The following is a 16,387-nucleotide window of genomic DNA, read 5'->3' on the forward strand; positions in this document are numbered from 1 at the left end:
TCCCATGGACGAGCAGTGGCGGGCCGACCTCGGGAGGTGGGGCATCCCCGAGGAGATCGCGGCCAGGGCGCCGGTGAATCCCTGGGGGCACTCCCCGGCGCGGTTCGCCGAGCGCACCGACCTCGCCCTCGCGGTTCCCGAGGGGCCGACCCTGGCGCGGATCGCCGAGGCCCTCCCGTCAGGCGGGAGCGTGCTGGACGTCGGCGCCGGGACCGGAGCGGCCTCCCTGCCGCTGGGCCGGGGCCTGGGGGAGCTGATCGCGGTCGACCCCTCCGACGCCATGCTCGCCGAGCTGACCTCCAGGGCCGCCGCGCTCGGCATCCCCGCCCGGGTCGTGAATGGCCGCTGGCCCGACGTCGCGGACCGGACGCCGGTCGCGGACGTCGCGGTCTCCGCCCACGTCGTCTACGACGTGCCCCAACTGGCGGAGTTCCTCACCGAGCTCACCCGCCACGCCCGTGCCCGGGTCGTCCTGGAGCTCACCGGCCGCCATCCGATGAGCTGGCTCAACCCCCTCTGGCAGCACTTCCACGGCATCACCCGCCCCGATGGGCCCACGGCCCACGACGTGGTCGCCATCGCCGAGGCGCTCGGCCACGAGGTGCGCCACGAGTGGCGGCTGGCCCCGCTGCCCCGCTTCACCCGGCTGGGCGACCTCGCCGAGAGCGCCTGCCGCAGGCTCTGCCTCGGCCAGGAACGGGCCGACGAGGTCATCGCGGCGGTGGTCGAGCTGGACATGTGGCCGGTGCCCCGCGACCGGTGGTTCACGATCTGGTGGGAATCAAAGTGATATCCGGGCCGTTCCAGTCGGTAGAACGCTCAGAAGAGACGTTCCCGGACGAGACGCGCCGTACCCGGTAGGCAAAGACGACGCTCCTGATCAAGGAGGAGCTGTCATGGCCTGGGTCTTCATTCTGGTCGCCGGTCTGTTCGAGGTAGCGATGGCGTACTCGCTCAAGCTGAGCGACGGATTCTCCGAGGTGCTGCCGAGCGTCGGTTTCGCGGTCTTCGGCGTGCTCAGTTTCGGCCTGCTCGCCATGGGCCTGAAAACTCTGGAGGTCGGTACGGCCTACGCCGTCTGGACCGGCATCGGAGCCGTCGGCACCGCCGCGCTCGGTATCGTCGTCCTCGGCGAGAACGCGTCGATCCTCAAGATCGCGTCGATCCTGCTCATCATCGCGGGCGTCGTCGGGCTCAACCTCGCCGGAGGCGGCCACTGACCGTCCGCCCGGAGGTTTCGGCGGGCCGTACGGGGTGCGTCCGGCGGTGTGACCTGCGGATCCTGGAACGGCTCGCCCGAAACCAGCTTGACGGCTTTGGTGGTGTCGGGTTGGGTGGGCTCATGATTGACGTTCACTGTGTGACCTTCGACTGCGCCCAGCCGTACGAGCTGGCGACCTTCTGGCGCGACGCCACCGGCGGGGAGCTCCACCCGGACACGGAGAAGAACGACGACGAGGTCCTCCTCCAGGGCGGCCGGGTCGATCTGCTCTTCATCAGGGTCCCCGAGGACAAGGCGGTCAAGAACCGCGTCCACCTGGACCTCACCGGCTCGGCGGGCACCACCCGCGAGGAGGAGGTCGAGCGCCTGGCCGGACTCGGCGCCACGATCTCCGAGGACCACCGCAACCCCGACGGCAGCGGCTGGGTCACGATGCTCGACCCCGAGGGCAACGAGTTCTGCGTCTGCCGCGCCGAGTACGAGAGGGTCTGACGTTCTCGACGGTCCCGGCCCGGTCCGCGTAAAGTCCCGGCCGGGCCGCGGGACCGGGCGACCGCGTGGAACCGGAGGGCCACCGGAACCCTGAGGGGCCACCGGAACCTTGGAGGGCCACCGGGAGCCCGGACGGCCGGACCGTGAGGCTCGGTCATCGGGTCGTGAGGTCCATCGGCCGTCGGACCGTGAGGCTCAGTGGCTCTGTCGGGCCATCGGGCCATCGGGTCGTGAGGTCCATCGGCCGTCGGACCGTGAGGCTCAATGGCTCTGTCAGGCCAGCGAGCCATCGGACCACCGGATCATGAGGTTCAGCGGCCACCGGGAAGCGACGTCTGGCCGCGTCCCTTGAGGGTGAGGGCCACGATCGCCGTGATCAGGTAGATCACGACACCCCCCTGAAGCGCGTCCAGCGCCGCCCCGAAGACGCCCTCGCCGTCGAAGACGAGCTGCACCGGGTACAGCAGGATCGCGGAGCCGAGCGCGGGATAGAGAGAGAACTTCCAGGGATGGCGCAGCGCCCAGAGCCGGGCCTGCCGGGTCACCCGGTCGCCGACGTCGGGCTTGCTGATCGAGCCGATGGCCGCGACGAGCGAGAACAGGCCGATACCGACCATCATCGCCCACGCGAGATCCAGGCCTCCGGAGAGCAGGTCCAGCCCCAGGCTGGTTGCCGCCACCGCGCCGCCGGTCACCGCCGCGGCCTTCCAGGGAGCACCGCGCAGCGCCGCTCCGGCGAGGGACATCTCGTCACGTCGAGTCAGTTCGTCGTTCATGTCCCCAGAGTGCCTCCCGCACCCCCTTGCCCACATCGGGGAGCAACCCTGACTGTCCCCGGAGTCCCCGCCTCGGGGACGCCGCCCGCGCCGCCTTCCGAGGGCCTTCCAGGATCTTCCAGGACCTTCCGGGGTGAGGGTACGGCCTAGGCTGGCGCGCATGGATGGATCACCGGCGCGCCTGGTTCGAGAGTTTCACGAGAAGATCGGGCTTCCCCTCTCCGACGCCCCCGGCCTGCCCTCCGAGGAGCTGGCACGCCTGCGGCAGAGGTTCCTCGACGAGGAGGTGGCCGAGGTGGCGCAGGCCGCGGAGGCGGGCGATCTGGCCGGGGTGGCGCACGAGCTGGCCGACGTGGTCTACGTCGCGTACGGCACCGCCCTGACGTACGGGATCGACCTGGACCGGGTCCTCGCCGAGGTGCACCGGGCCAACATGACGAAGTCCGGCACCGAGAACGGCAAGGCCGCCAAGGGGCCGGGGTTCACGCCCGCCGACGTGGCCGGGGTGCTGGCGGGGGAGGGGCGCTAGCGGTTCCGGACAGGCCGGACAGGCCGGATAGGTTGGTCGTCATGCCGGTGGAGTTCCGTATCGCCCGTGCCGAGGACGTCCCGCTCATCGTGGCCATGCTCGCCGACGACGCCGTCGCGGCCTCGCGCCAGGGAGCCTTCGGCGACGAGCACCGCGCCGCCTTCGAGGCCATCGACGCCGACCCCGGCAACGAGCTGATCGTCGCGGAGCTGGACGGCGAGGTGGTGGGCACCATGCAGCTCACCTACATCCCCGGCATCTCCCGTCGCGGCGCGCTGCGGATGCAGATCGAGGCGGTGCGGATCGCCTCCGGCCTGCGGGGACGGGGGCTGGGCCGCACGATGATGGAGTGGGCCCTCGACCGAGGGCGGGCCCGGGGATGCGCCCTGGTCCAGCTGACCACGGACAAGTCCCGCGCGGACGCCCACCGCTTCTACGACTCCCTCGGCTTCGTCGCGTCCCACGAGGGATACAAGCTCGCGTTGACCTGATCACGCCGACTCGGCCGTCGAGTGCCGGTGGTCGCGGACAGGCACGTCAGGCGGCGGCACGGTCACCGGTGCGGCGGCGCAGGCCGGCCCGCGCGAGTGCGGGTGGTACGCGGGCGATGTCGAGCGTGCCCGCGTTCACGCCGGGGTGGTCAGCCGGCGTACGGGGTGGCGACGTCGAGGATCCAGGTGACGCCGAAGCGGTCGGTCAGCATCCCGAAGCCCGGGGCCCACGGCGACGGGCCGTACTTCTCGATGAGGTGGGCGCCGTCGGCGAGCCTGTCCCACAGCGCGCCGACCTCCTCGGCGGTCTCGCCGCGGACGGAGACGAAGAACCGCTCGCCGGTCAGCGTCATGCCGTGCTCGCGGGTGGTGGCGGTGGTGGCGGTGGTGGCGGCGGGCGCGGCGGCGGCCGGTGCCTGGCCGGGCACGTCGTAGGCCATGATGCCGAAGCCGTTGCCGGCCGTGACCTGGCCGAAGACGATCTTGTTGGCGTCGGGCAGGTCCTTCGGCATGCCGAAGTCGCCGTACGTGATGGTGGTGAGGTGGCCGCCGAACACGGTCCGGTAGAACTCCAGCGCCGCGCGGGCGTCGCCGCGGAAGTTCAGGTGGGTGGTGGTGGAGATGGCCATGCTGGTGACTCCTTGGTGGTTTTCCGGGCACCCGGTCATTGGCTGGCAAGTCGCGGTTGAGAGAGCCGCGGAAGGGGGCGGCTGAGCGGCTCAGAACGAAGATTCGCAGGGGTAGGTGACAGGGTGTGGCACCTACTGCGGGCAGAATCAGGTTCATGCCGAAAACCTCCGCCCGGCTGCTGGCCCTGCTGTCGCTGCTGCAGACCCGCCGGGACTGGTCCGGCACGGTCCTGGCCGATCGCCTGGGCATCAGCCTGCGCACCGTGCGCCGCGACGTCGACCGGCTCCGCGAGCTCGGCTACCCCATCGCCGCCGTCAAAGGCCCTGACGGCGGCTACCGGCTCGGCGCGGGCACCGAACTGCCCCCGCTGCTGTTCGACGACGAACAGGCCGTCGCCCTCACCGTCGCCTTGCAAGTCGCCGCCACCACCCCCGGCAACGGCCTCGCCGAACCCGCCGAACGGGCACTGAACACCGTCCGGCAGGTCATGCCCTCCCGGCTCCGGCACCGCGTCGACGCGCTGCGTGTCACCGCCGTCGAACGACCCGTCACCCGGCCGGCCACTCCGGTCGGCGGTGACGTGCTCCTGACCGTCAGCGCCGCCGTCCACGCCCGCGAGATCCTGCGCTTCGACTACGGCGCCGAGGACGCGGACGAACCCCCGCGCCGCGTCGAACCCCACCACGTCATCACCTGGGACGGACGCTGGTACCTCATCGCCTGGGACCTCGACCGCGATGACTGGCGCACCTTCCGCGCCGACCGGATCACCCCGCGTACCCCCAACGGACCCCGGTTCACCCCCCGCGCCCTGCCCGGAGGGGACGCCGCCACCTTCGTCACCGGCACGTTCCGCGGCTCCGGTGACGCCCTGGGCGACTGGCCCTGCCGAGGCACGGTGATCCTCGACCTGCCCGCCGCCACCGTGGCCCTCTACACGCGTGACGGACTCGTCGAGGAGGCCGGCCCCTCCCGCTGCCGGCTCACCCTCGGATCCTGGTCCTGGCCCGGCCTCGCCGCCGCCATCGCCCGCTACGACGCCGACATCGACGTCGTCGGCCCCGGCGAACTCGTCGACGCCTTCGAACACCTCGCCCGCCGATTCACCAGGACCGCGGCCGGCCACGGCATCACGTCACCGGCGTCCTGAGTAGCCACGCTCACGAGAGACGCCGATGAACCCGTCAGCGCCGTGCCGTCGTGGGCTTGTACGTACTCGGACGCCGATCGCCTACAGGGCCGCGAGAAGCGCGGCGTCTCGCGAGCCGCCGCCGGGTCCGCCGGTCATCCGGCGTCGCAAGGGGCGAGTTCCACCAGGTTGTCGTGGTAGACGGCGCCCCGGCCCATGTCGGCGTCGCGGGCGGTCACCACGGCGTTCGCCGTCGCGCCCCCCGGGCTGAGCTTGCGCCAGTGTCCCTTGGTGGACGCGACCACGCCGGGCCGTACCTTCTCGCTGATCTCCACCACGGCCTCGAACTCGCCGTCGTCGTTGAACACCCGGGCCCGCTGCCCCTCGCTCAGCCCCCTGCGCGAGGCGTCCTCGGGGTTGACCAGGATCCGCGGGCCCTTCGAGCGCTTCAGCAGCTCGGGGTTGTTGCCGAAGGTGGTGTTCAGGAAGGTGTGGGAGGCGGGCGTGATGAGCGCCAGCGGGTACGGCCCCGGCGCGGCCGAGGCCGTGTGCGACGGGACGTAGGCCGGTCCCGGGCCGAACTCCATCCGGCCCGAGCGCGTCGGGAAGCCGTCGGTGAACGGCACGAACGGCTGGGGCACGCTGAGCCGGACCCAGCCCTCCTTGCGCAGCCGGTCGACCGTGATCCCCTCCAGCGAGGGGTGCCCCGAGGTGAGCAGCTGCTCGGCCAGCTCAAGATCGGAGTCGTACAGGGACGGCTCGGTGAGCCCCATGTGCCGCGCCAGGCGGCGGAACGTCTCGGTGGTGGACAGGCACTCGCCCGGCGGCTCGACGGCCGGTTCGTTCCACAGCAGGTACATGTGCCCGTACCCCGCGTGCAGGTCGGCGTGCTCGATCTGCATGGTGGCGGGCAGGACGATGTCGGCGTAGTCGACGGTGTCGGTGGGGAACTGCTCCATCACGACGGTGAACAGGTCCTCCCGCAGCAGCCTCTCGCGGACCCGGTTCTGGCCGGAGGTGGACCCCATCGGGTTGGCCGCGTACACCCACAGGCACTTGACCGAATCGTCCAGCTCATCGGCGAGCCGGGTCATGGTGAGCGTGCGGACCGGCCCGGGGAGCAGGTCGTCGCGGGTGTCGATGTTCAGGTGGACGTGCCCGCTGGTGGAGTACGCGATCCCGCCGCCCGGATGGCGCCAGTCGCCCGTCACGCCGGGAATGGAGGCGATCGTCCGCATCGCGGTGCCGCCGCCCGCGTGCCGCTGCACGCCCATGGTGGCCCGGATGCCGGTGGGCCGGGTGTGCGCCAGACGCATCCCCAGGGCCCGGATGTCGGCCTCGGGCAGCCCGGTGATCTCCGCCACGAGCGCCGGGGGATGGTGCAGGATCTCCTCGCGGAGGTTCTCCCAGCCGCTCGTGTGGTTCTCCAGATAGTCGCGGTCCTCGGCGCCCTCGGCGAGGACGACGTTCATCAGCCCCAGGGCGAGGGCCGCGTCGGTGCCGGGCCGGATCGGCAGGTGCTCGTCGGCCTGCTCGGCGGTGCGGGTGCGGATCGGGTCGATCGCCACCACGTGCGCCCCGGCCGCGCGGGCGTCCTGGACGAACTTCCACAGGTGGTGCCCGGTCGTCAGCGTGTTCGTCCCCCACAGCAGGATGAGCCTGGACAGGGCGAACGTCTCCGGGTCCATGCCGCCGGGCGTGCCGTACACCTGCCGCAGCCCGGAGTTGCCGGCCGAGGAGCAGATGTTCAGGAAGTGCCTCGACGCCCCCAGGACGTTCCAGAACCGCCTCCCGGCGATCCCCTCGGATCCCTGGACGTATCCGAGAGTGCCGGTGCCCAGATAGGGCCAGATCGCCTCGCCGCCGTGCTCGTCGACGATGCCGCGCAGCCGTACGGAGATCTCCTCCAGGGCCTCGTCCCAGCTGATCCGCTCGAATTGGCCGGACCCCTTGGGGCCGACCCGTCGCATCGGGTGCAGGATGCGGTCGGCCGCCCGGGTGTGCTCCAGGTAGCGGTTGACCTTCACGCAGAGCGCGCCCCGGGTGTACGGATGGTCCGGGTTGCCGCGCATCTTGACGGCATCGCCGTCCTGGACGGTCACCACCCAGGAGCAGGTGTCGGGGCAGTCCAGCGGGCACGCCCCCAGCACTCGCAATTCGCCTGACGACATGCCCCGACTGTAGCCGCGCCCTCTGACCGGACCGCACGCGCGTTCCCTCTTCTTCCCCCCGGGTCCTCCGGCTCCCGGCGTCACCCGGGAAGGCGTGTCACCTGAGGAAGGCGTGTCACCCGGGAACCTGAGGAAGGCGGGTCACTTGAGAAGGCCGCCGTGCTCGTGCCCGTGTTCGTGTCCGTGGCCGGGCTCCAGGCCGCCCGCGCCCGTCCCCGGCCCGGCGCCGCCCGGCCCGCCGGGCGCGACGGCCCCCTTGCCGGGCCCCTCACGACGCTCACGACCTTCGCGGCCATCAGGAGCGCCAGGTGTGCCAGGTGTGCCGGAAGTGCCGGGAAGCACCGGGGCGTACGCGAAGACGAACGCCGCCGTGGCGATCGCCTCGGCGTTCACCTCCAGCGCCTTGTCGTTGACGTTGGCGATGGTGTCGCACGCCTGGTGGTAGCACTTGTCGTACGCGACCCCCGCGCTGCCGCCGAACCTCCCGGCCTCCTCGGCGGTCTTGAGGCGCTCGGCGCCGGTGAACAGCCCGCCCGAGGGGATGCCGACCGCGATGAAGGGCCCGTAGTCGGAGCGGCCACTGAACTCGGCGTCCTGGTACGGCTCGCCCACCGCCTCGAAGTACGCCTGGAAGAGTTTCTCGATCTGGCCCGATCCGGGAGGTGGGGTCGCGCCGGAGACCGGGCCCGAGGAGTCGCCGTCGTAGATCCCGAAGACGTAGTTCGGCGAGGCGATCATGTCGAAGTTCAGATAGAGCTTGATCTTCGCCCGTTCCGCCGGGGGCAGCGCGGCCACGTAGTGCTTCGAGCCGAGCAGGCCCAGTTCCTCGGCCCCCCAGAAGGCGAAGCGCAGCCGGTTCCTCGTCCGCAGGGACTTCGCCGCCAGCGCCGTCTCCAGGATGCCCGCCGTGCCCGAGCCGTTGTCGTTGATGCCGGGGCCCATCATGACGCTGTCCAGATGGGCGCCGAGCATGACGACCCTGTCCGGGTCGCCCTGGTCGCTCTCGGCGATGAGGTTGCGCGCCCTGCGGTCGGGAGCGCTCTCGGCGTCCACGGCGAGTCTCGTCCTCGTCCCCGGCGCCGCCAGCTCCTCACCGGTCGCGAAGTCGGTCCCGATCACCGGGATGCGCACGGCGGAGGTGTTGATCGAACCGCCGAGCAGGGCCTTGCGGTCCTCGGGTCCCTGACCCGTCCGGCCCTCGTTGAAGATGATCACAGCGGACGCGCCCGCGGCCTCGGCCCGCTCCGCCTTGACCTGGAAGCTGCAGGTGCCGCGCTGGATCAGCGCGATGTTGCCCCGGACGAACGCGGAGAAGTCGCTCGTCTCGCACCCCGAGGTGGACTCCGGCCCCTGCTTCGGCGGCAGGACCAGATCGACCCCCTGCACCGGGGCCGTCACGCTCCCCGAGCCGGAGTACGTCATGGTCCTGAAGTCGGTGCCGGCCACGTACGTCTTGGCGGCGGGCCGGATCCGTTCGAGCACCGGGGCCGTGACCTCGCGGAAGAAGGAGATCTTGAACTCCTGCGAGGTGACCCGGTATCCGGCGGCGCGGAGCTTTCCCGCGACGTAGGCGAGCGAGGCGTCGTAGCCCGGGGTGGCCGCCGCCCGGGTGTCGCCGTTGGCGTGGGCGATCTCCTGGAGCCGCTCCAGGTGCTTCCTGAGGGCCGCGAGCTTGATCGACGCCCCGAACGCCTCCGCGCCCGGCGGAAGCGGATCCCCGGCCACCGCACCGGGGGCGGCCTCCGCGCCGGCCTGCCCGGAATCACTGTCTCCGGAGATGGAAGCCGCGCTTGCCTGCGAGGGGCCACCGTCTCCGGGGACGGGCGCCGCACCGGCCGGGACGGTGGACACGGCGGACACGGTGGACACGAGGACCAGGGACATGACCGAGACGACGGTGATCGCGGCCAGCAACTTCCCCGGAGCGACGGAGGGGGCTTCCCGGCCCTCGGACGCGGCTCGGAGGGACGCGGACGGGTGACGGAACATGCTCGTCAGTTTTTCAGGCCGTCACCCATCAAATCGATTGTTCCCGCAGGTAGAACAGTCAATTCTCCATCTCGGACAGGTAGGCGACGTTCGCCCTGTCCCCCTCGTCGAGGCTGGGACTTCCCGCGAACCAGGCGTCCAGGATCTCCCCGAGCAGCGGGGCGGAGGTCAGCCGGAGGCTGATCGCCAGCACGTTGGCGTCGTTCCAGCGGCGCGCCCCGTCGGCCGTGGCGGCGTCCGCGCACAGCGCCGCCCGGATCCCGGGCACCTTGTTCGCCGCGATCGACGCCCCCGTACCGGTCCAGCAGCACACGATCGCCTGGTCGGCGGCCCCCGAGGCCACATCCTCGGCGGCACGCGCGCAGCACCACGCCCAGTCGGCCCGCTCGTCGGCCAGCTCATCGGCCACGGCACCATGAGGTATCACCGTGTGACCTCTTTTTTCGATCGCAGACACCAAGATGGAAGCCACACCGTCAAGACTGTCGGAGGCTACTGAGATACGCATGACTCTGATTGTGGACACTCAAGGAGAAGATCGGTGACGCACCTGTAATCCGGAGCGTGCAGAATCGCAGGCGGTGACGAAAATCGGGGAACTGGACGAGAGGGCGTCCGTCGACGGCACAGGGCCGACGACGGACGATGATCTCACCGTGCACGTCGTCGAGCCGCTGCTCCCGCAGCGGATCCGCCGCCCCTCCGACCTGCTGAGGTTCCTGGCGACCCTGCTCACGCTCGTGGCCGTGGTCCTGCTCGCCCTCGTCGCGAAGAAGACCCTGAACGGCCTGGAGGGCGACGTCGCCGACGGCACCAGCCGGGCGCCGTTCCTGCTCAGCGGTCTGGCCGGGGTGCTGAGCGCGTCGGCGATGCTCGGCGTGCCCGTCGCCTTCGCCATCGAGCGGGTGCTGCATCGCGACGGCCTCCGGGTGGCCGAGGGGCTCTTCGCGGCCATCGCCGCGATGGTGTTCTCCTTCGTGCTCGGCGAGTGGATCGTCAGCGCCGGCCCCGAGGACCTGCGGGTCCTGCTGACCGGCGGCCGGGCCGGGGTCGAGCCGATCAACACCCTGCTCACCCCGATCATCGCCTACGTCACCGCGGTGCGAATATCCCGCCGCCCCACCTGGCGGGCGGCCCTGTGGAGCGCGGTCGCGCTCAACGCCGTCGCCCTGTTCGCCGGGCTCGCCGCCACCATCCTCGGCATCGTCGTCTCCATCCTGGTCGGGCTGGCCGTCGGCTACGCCACCCTGTACGGCGTGGGTAGCCCCAACACCCGCCCCCCGGGCAGCACGGTCGTCGCGGCGCTCCGCAAGCTGGGTTTCGTCCCCGTCAAGGCCCGCAGGCTCGACGACGACTACCAGAGCAGCCGCCGCTACGCCGTCGACCTCAAGGACGGCAGTCGCCTCGACGTCGTCGTCCTCGACCGCGACCGTCAGGTCGCCGGGGTGCTCTACCGCCTCTGGCGGCGCATCCGCCTCAACTCCGAGACCCGCCGCAAGGCCATCCGCTCGCTCCGCGCCGAGCTGGAGCGCGAGGCCCTGATGGCGTACGCCGCGCAGGCGGCCGGGGCGAGCACCCCCAGGCTCGTCGGCACCAGCGAGATCGGCACCGAGGCCGCGCTGCTCGCCTACGAGCACACCCCCACCCGCGCGCTCGACAGCATCCCCGACGACGAGATCGACGACAACCTGCTCGCCCAGATCTGGGAGCAGGTCCTGCTGCTGCAGGTCCAGCGGCTCGCCCACCGGCGGCTGACCGGCGACAGCATCCACGTCGACGGCGAGGGCCGGGTCATCCTGACGGACGCCCGCAGCGGCGAGATCGCGGCCGGTGACCTGCTGCTGCGCCTCGACATCGCCCAGCTGCTCACCTACCTCAGCCTGCGCGTCGGCGCCCGGCGCGCGGTCGCCGCCGCCGCGGCCGTCGCCGGGTCGAGCGTGCTCGCCGACGCGCTCCCGCTGCTCCAGCGGATCGCGCTGACCAGGGAGACCAGGGCCGCGCTCAGCAAGAACAAGGAGCTGCTCACCGAGATCCGCGACCGGATCGTCGAGCTCAAGCCGAGGACCGAGGCCGAGGAGGTGCGCCTGGAGCGCTTCCGTCCCCGGACCCTGATCACCATCATCGGCACCGCGTTCGCCGCGTACTTCCTGGTCTACTACCTGACCCAGATCAACCTCAACATGATCACGTCGGCCAAGTGGAGCTGGACCGGCGTGGCGCTGGTCGCCGCGATGCTGAGCTACGTCGCCGCCGCCCTCATGCTGATGGGGTTCGTGCCGGAGAAGCTCCCGCTCGGCCGTACGGTGCTCGCCCAGTTCGCCGGGTCGTTCGTCAAGCTCGTCGCGCCCGCCGCGGTGAGCGGGGTCGCGGTCAACACCCGTTACCTGCAGAAACGCGGCATCCCTCCGGGGCAGGCGGTGGCCAGCGTGGGCGCCTCGCAGCTCATCGGGCTCGCCTTCCACGTCGCCCTGCTGCTGCTGTTCGCCTACATCACCGGCTCCAACACCGCCTCGTCGTTCACCCCGTCGCGCACACTCGTGATCACGCTGCTCGCCGTGGCCGTGCTGATCCTGGTCATCGTGAGCGTGCCGCGCCTGCGCCGCATGATCACCAAGCGGCTCCGCTCGCTGTTCTCCGGCGTCGTCCCGCGCCTGCTCGACATCCTCCAGTCACCCCGGAAGATCATCGAGGGCTTCGGCGGCACCCTGATGCTCACCCTGTTCTTCGTGATCTGCCTGGACGCCTGCGTCCGCGCCTTCGGCGGCTCCATCAACTTCGCCGCCGTCGCCATCGTCTTCCTCGCGGGCAACGCCATCGGCTCGGCCGCCCCCACCCCCGGCGGGCTCGGCGCCGTCGAGTTCTCCCTCACGGCCGGTCTCACCCTGGCGGGCGTGCCGCGCGAGGTGGCGGCCCCGGCCGTCCTGCTGTTCCGGCTGCTGACCTTCTGGCTGCCGGTCCTGCCGGGCTGGGCCTCGTTCACATACCTGCAGAGACACGAGGCGCTCTGACCTGCAGGGACACGAGGCGCTCTGACCTGCAGAGACACGAGGCGCTCTGCCCCCGCCTCCGTGAAGGCGGGGGCCGCCGGTCACCTGGACCGGCGGCCCCCGTACGGGTGGGCGTCAGGCCTCGCTGGACCTGGCCCAGATGTTGATGCCCGCGTCGACCGCGTCCTTGTCGATCGCCTCCAGCTCCCCGGCGTCGAACGAGGTGTTCTCCACCGCCGCGAGGCTGTTCTCCAGCTGCTCGACGCTGCTCGCGCCGATCAGCACCGAGGTGACCCGCTTGTCGCGCAGCGCCCACGCCAGCGCCATCTGCGCCAGCGACTGGCCGCGCCGGCCCGCGATCTCGTTCAGGGTGCGGATGTGCCGCATCGTCTCGCCGGTGAGCATCTCCGGGGTGAGGAAACGCCCCTGCGAGGCCCGTGACCCCTCGGGGATCCCGTTCAGGTAGCGGTCGGTCAGCATGCCCTGCGCCAGCGGCGAGAACGCGATGCAGCCCGCGCCCACCTCCTCAAGGACGTCGAGCAGCCCACCCTCGATCCACCGGTTCAGCATCGAGTACGAGGGCTGGTGGATCAGCAGCGGGGTGCCCATCTCCCCCAGGATCCGCGCGGCCTCCTTGGTGTGCTCGGGCGAGTAGGACGAGATGCCCGCGTACAGCGCCTTGCCCGACCGGACCGCGTGGTCCAGCGCGCCCATCGTCTCCTCGAGCGGGGTGTCCGGGTCGAACCGGTGGCTGTAGAAGATGTCGACGTAGTCGATCCCCATCCGCTCCAGCGACCGGTCCAGGCTGGACAGCAGGTACTTGCGCGAGCCCCACTCGCCGTACGGGCCCGGCCACATGTCGTAGCCCGCCTTGGTGGAGATGACCAGCTCGTCCCGGTAGCGGGCGAAGTCCTGGCTGAAGTGCCGGCCGAAGTTGGTCTCCGCGGTCCCGGGCGGCGGGCCGTAGTTGTTGGCCAGGTCGAAGTGGGTCACCCCCAGGTCGAAGGCCCTCCGCAGGATGTCCCGCTGCACCTCGAACGGCTTGTCGTCACCGAAGTTGTGCCAGAGCCCCAGGGAGACGGCGGGCAGCTTGAGCCCGCTCTTGCCGACCCTGTTGTACGGCTGGCGATCGTCGTACCTGTCGTTCGCCGCGAGATATGTCACTGTGCCACCTTCGTCGTGTCGAGAATCCAGGAGAGGGTGAAGGCCTCTTCGCGCCAGGAGTCGTACCTGCCGCTGCGGCCGCCGTGCCCGGCGCCCATCTCCGTCTTGAGCAGGAACGGCCCGCCGTGCGCGACGTCGCGGAGCTTCGCGATCCACTTGGCGGGCTCGTGGTAGAAAACCCTCGTGTCGTTGAGGCTGGTGATCGCCAGAATCGGCGGGTAGACCCGGCCGTCCACGTTCTCGTAGGGCGTGTACGACTTCATGTACGCGTACACCTCGGGATCGTGCAGCGGGTCGCCCCACTCGTCCCATTCGATCACGGTCAGCGGCAGCGACGGGTCGAGGATCGTGTTCAGCGCGTCCACGAACGGCACCTCCGCGACCACGCCCGCGAAGGTCTCCGGAGCGAGGTTGGCGACGGCGCCCATCAACAGCCCGCCCGCGGACCCGCCCCTGGCGACGATCGCGCTCGACCAGCCGGCCGCGGCGAGGTGCTCCGCGGCGGCGACGAAGTCGGTGAACGTGTTCTTCTTCTGCTGGAACTTGCCGTTCTCGTACCAGCGGCGGCCCATCTCACCGCCGCCCCTGACGTGCGCGACGGCGAAGACGAACCCCCGGTCGAGCAGGCTGAGCCTCGCGACGGAGAACGAGGGGTCGATCGAGATCTCGTAGCTCCCGTAGCCGTACAGCACGGTGGGGGCGGGCCGCTCCGTGCCCTTCTTGACCACGATCGAGATCGGCACGCGGGTGCCGTCGGAGGCGGTCGCCCACTCGCGGAACTGCTCGTAGTCGGCCGGGTCGTAGCCGCCCAGCACCACCTTCTGCTTCAGCAGGACCAGCTCGCGCGCGCCGAGGTCGTAGTCGTAGACCGACGGCGGAGTGATCATGCTGGTGTAGCCGAGCCGCAGCCGTCCCGTGACGAACTCCGGGTTGCCCGACGGCGCCACGTCGTAGATCGGCTCGGGGAAGGGGATCTCGTACGCCTCCCCGTCGCGGGGCAGGATGCGGATGCCGGTGAGGCCCTCCCTGCGGAAGTGCACGACGGTGTGGCCTTCGAAGGCGTCGACGTCGAGCAGCCTGGTGTCGGCGCGGTGCTCGATGATCGGCGTCCAGCTGCCGGGGTCGTCGAGGGGCGCGGTGGCCAGCTCGAAGTTCTCCGCGTTCCGGTTGTGCAGGACCAGGAAGTGGTCGCCCGCGTGGTCGACGCCGTACTCGACACCGGTCTCCCGGGGCCTGACGACCCGGAACTCTCCGGTGGGATCGCCGGCCTCCAGGACGCGCACCTCGCTGGTGATCTTGCTTCCGGCGGAGAGGACCAGGTAGCGCTCGCTGCGGCTGAGCCCGATGCCGACCCAGAACCGCTCGTCGGACTCCTCGTGGACGAGCACGTCGTCCCCGGCCGGGCTCCCGATCGCGTGCCGGTGGACCTGGTTGGGCCGCCAGGCGTCGTCGACCGTCGTGTAGAAGAACGTCGTGCCGTCGGCGGACCAGGCGCCGCCGTAGAAGATGCCGGGGATCTCGTCGGGGAGGGTCTCGCCGGTGGCGAGGTTCTTCACCTTCAGGGTGAAGCGCTCGTCGCCGGTGAAGTTGGTGGAGTACGCCAGCAGGGTGCCGTCGGGGCTGATCGAGCTGGTGCCGATCGAGAAGAAGTCGGAGTCCCCGGCGAGCTCGTTGCCGTCGAGCAGGACCTCCTCGCCGGGAAGCGACTCCCCGGCCTTCAGCTCGGGCGGCGTCTCGCCGTCGGCCGCCACCCGGCACTGGATGCCGTACTGCTTGCCCTCCTCCGTCCGCGAGTAGTACCACCAGCCGCCCTTGCGGGTGGGGACCGAGAGGTCGGTCTCCAGGGTGCGTCCCTTGATCTCCTGGAAGAGCGTCTCCTGCAGGGGCTTGAGGTGGGCGGTCGCCTCCTGCGTGTAGGCGTTCTCCGCCTCCAGGTAAGCGACGACCTCCGGGTCGTCCTTGACCGTCAGCCACGCGTAGTCATCGACCACGGTGTCCCCGTGGTGCACGCGCTCGCTGGGAACCTTCTTCGCCGTCGGCGGCGTCTGGCTGCTCACTCAGCCGAGTCTATGTTTCCGCCGATGCCTGTTCGGATCCACCCGCTCAGCTCCATCCTTTTCGGCTCGACCCTCTCGGCCGGTCGGCCGGTCGGTCGGCCCGCTCGGTTCGGTTGGGCCGACGGGACCGGGCGGTCGGGACGGCCGGGACGGTTGGGGCGGCTGGGGCGGCTGGCCCGCTTCGCTCGTGGATCCTTCATGGAAGCCCGTGGAAGCCCATGGAAGCTCGTGGAGGCCTTGGAGGCCTTGGAAGCCCGTGGAAGCTCGTGGAGGCCTTGGAAGCCTTGGAGGCCCGTGGAGGCTCGTGAGCCGGGACGCCTGCCTACTCCGGCCACCTTCCGTTTCCCGGCCGTGGGGTTCGCCGTTACGTCTCGAGCGGTCTTCGGGGGCTGCTAATCTTTTGATGTCGGCAAGGTCCGGCGCAAACCACTCCGATCACTCCGGTGACTTCCGTATGGCTTGTGTCGTGTTTGCCGACAGCCCCTTTGAAACCAACGGTCTCGAAGATCGGTTCGCAGAGCCGCTCGGAGGCTGGTAAGTTTGAGGGGTTGCTCTGGAAACGGAGCCGCCCGAATTCCAGCAGGTCAGCTAGATCGAATCAACCGGATCACAACAAGCCGGTTTGACACGAAAAAGCGGGCCTGAAAGAATAAATGCACAACGAAAGAACAGAATAAAACAAAACGAACGCCCCGGAGTTCTGCTCGGCTGGTTGGCCGGGTTCAGGGTGATGGTGTACGCGTCCGTTTC

General features: G+C 70.5%; 14 protein-coding genes and 1 riboswitch. Of the genes, 7 read left to right on the top strand and 7 right to left on the bottom strand.

Annotated elements, in window-relative coordinates; all coding sequences use genetic code 11:
* Positions 1-4: 4 nt before the first annotated feature.
* The 3 genes from ABT053_RS41895 (at position 5) to ABT053_RS41905 (ending at position 1,714) form a co-directional block, all read left to right on the top strand.
* Complete coding sequence (locus tag ABT053_RS41895) at positions 5-790, top strand: class I SAM-dependent methyltransferase (protein ID WP_350977449.1); 786 nt, start codon at positions 5-7, stop codon at positions 788-790.
* Positions 791-810: 20 nt separating this feature from the next.
* A riboswitch (guanidine-III (ykkC-III) riboswitch) is annotated at positions 811-877 on the top strand.
* A gap of 19 nt (positions 878-896) precedes the next feature.
* On the top strand, positions 897-1,220 hold the full coding sequence (locus ABT053_RS41900; protein WP_350977451.1) for a DMT family transporter: 324 nt from the start codon (positions 897-899) through the stop codon (positions 1,218-1,220).
* 122 nt (positions 1,221-1,342) lie between these two features.
* A complete protein-coding gene (locus tag ABT053_RS41905) occupies positions 1,343-1,714 on the top strand; it encodes a VOC family protein (RefSeq protein ID WP_350977454.1) in 372 nt (123 codons plus the stop codon).
* 311 nt (positions 1,715-2,025) lie between these two features.
* On the opposite strand, the gene ABT053_RS41910 is transcribed toward ABT053_RS41905, so the two are convergent.
* On the bottom strand, positions 2,026-2,490 hold the full coding sequence (locus ABT053_RS41910) for a hypothetical protein (RefSeq protein WP_350977457.1): 465 nt from the start codon (positions 2,488-2,490) through the stop codon (positions 2,026-2,028).
* Positions 2,491-2,650: 160 nt separating this feature from the next.
* On the opposite strand from ABT053_RS41910, the gene ABT053_RS41915 reads away from it, so the two are divergent.
* Positions 2,651-3,019 (top strand): pyrophosphohydrolase domain-containing protein, encoded by a 369-nt coding sequence (locus tag ABT053_RS41915; protein ID WP_350977459.1) that lies wholly within the window; start codon positions 2,651-2,653, stop codon positions 3,017-3,019.
* Positions 3,020-3,060: 41 nt separating this feature from the next.
* A complete protein-coding gene (locus ABT053_RS41920; RefSeq protein ID WP_350977461.1) occupies positions 3,061-3,510 on the top strand; it encodes a GNAT family N-acetyltransferase in 450 nt (149 codons plus the stop codon).
* A 149-nt stretch (positions 3,511-3,659) separates the two neighbouring features.
* Here ABT053_RS41920 and ABT053_RS41925 read toward each other — a convergent pair whose 3' ends face one another.
* Positions 3,660-4,139 (bottom strand): VOC family protein, encoded by a 480-nt coding sequence (locus ABT053_RS41925; protein WP_350977464.1) that lies wholly within the window; start codon positions 4,137-4,139, stop codon positions 3,660-3,662.
* Between the two features lie 155 nt (positions 4,140-4,294).
* Between ABT053_RS41925 and ABT053_RS41930 the strand changes: the two genes are divergently transcribed.
* A complete protein-coding gene (locus ABT053_RS41930) occupies positions 4,295-5,290 on the top strand; it encodes a helix-turn-helix transcriptional regulator (RefSeq protein ID WP_350977466.1) in 996 nt (331 codons plus the stop codon).
* Between the two features lie 134 nt (positions 5,291-5,424).
* On the opposite strand, the gene ABT053_RS41935 is transcribed toward ABT053_RS41930, so the two are convergent.
* The 3 genes from ABT053_RS41935 to ABT053_RS41945 all read right to left on the bottom strand — a co-directional run bounded on the left by ABT053_RS41935 (position 5,425) and on the right by ABT053_RS41945 (position 9,937).
* Positions 5,425-7,440 (bottom strand): molybdopterin-containing oxidoreductase family protein, encoded by a 2,016-nt coding sequence (locus ABT053_RS41935; protein ID WP_350977468.1) that lies wholly within the window; start codon positions 7,438-7,440, stop codon positions 5,425-5,427.
* A 141-nt stretch (positions 7,441-7,581) separates the two neighbouring features.
* Positions 7,582-9,429: a M28 family metallopeptidase gene (locus ABT053_RS41940; RefSeq protein WP_350977470.1), complete on the bottom strand. Its 1,848-nt coding sequence runs from the start codon at positions 9,427-9,429 to the stop codon at positions 7,582-7,584.
* 58 nt (positions 9,430-9,487) lie between these two features.
* Positions 9,488-9,937, bottom strand: coding sequence for an RpiB/LacA/LacB family sugar-phosphate isomerase (locus ABT053_RS41945; RefSeq protein WP_350977473.1), 450 nt, complete (start codon positions 9,935-9,937; stop codon positions 9,488-9,490).
* A gap of 73 nt (positions 9,938-10,010) precedes the next feature.
* Here ABT053_RS41945 and ABT053_RS41950 point away from each other — a divergent pair, with 73 nt between their 5' ends.
* Positions 10,011-12,437, top strand: coding sequence for a lysylphosphatidylglycerol synthase transmembrane domain-containing protein (locus ABT053_RS41950; protein WP_350977474.1), 2,427 nt, complete (start codon positions 10,011-10,013; stop codon positions 12,435-12,437).
* Positions 12,438-12,551: 114 nt separating this feature from the next.
* Here the strand turns inward: ABT053_RS41950 and mgrA are convergent, their stop codons facing one another.
* Positions 12,552-13,580: an L-glyceraldehyde 3-phosphate reductase gene (gene mgrA / locus ABT053_RS41955; protein ID WP_350977477.1), complete on the bottom strand. Its 1,029-nt coding sequence runs from the start codon at positions 13,578-13,580 to the stop codon at positions 12,552-12,554.
* Entirely contained in the window at positions 13,577-15,637 is a 2,061-nt protein-coding gene (locus ABT053_RS41960; protein WP_350977479.1) for a S9 family peptidase, read from the bottom strand. Before ABT053_RS41960 ends, mgrA begins: the two co-directional genes overlap by 4 nt.
* Positions 15,638-16,387: the final 750 nt, after the last annotated feature.

Origin of the sequence: Streptosporangium sp. NPDC002524 (genome assembly GCF_040295985.1) — a bacterium.
GTDB lineage: Bacteria > Actinomycetota > Actinomycetes > Streptosporangiales > Streptosporangiaceae > Streptosporangium.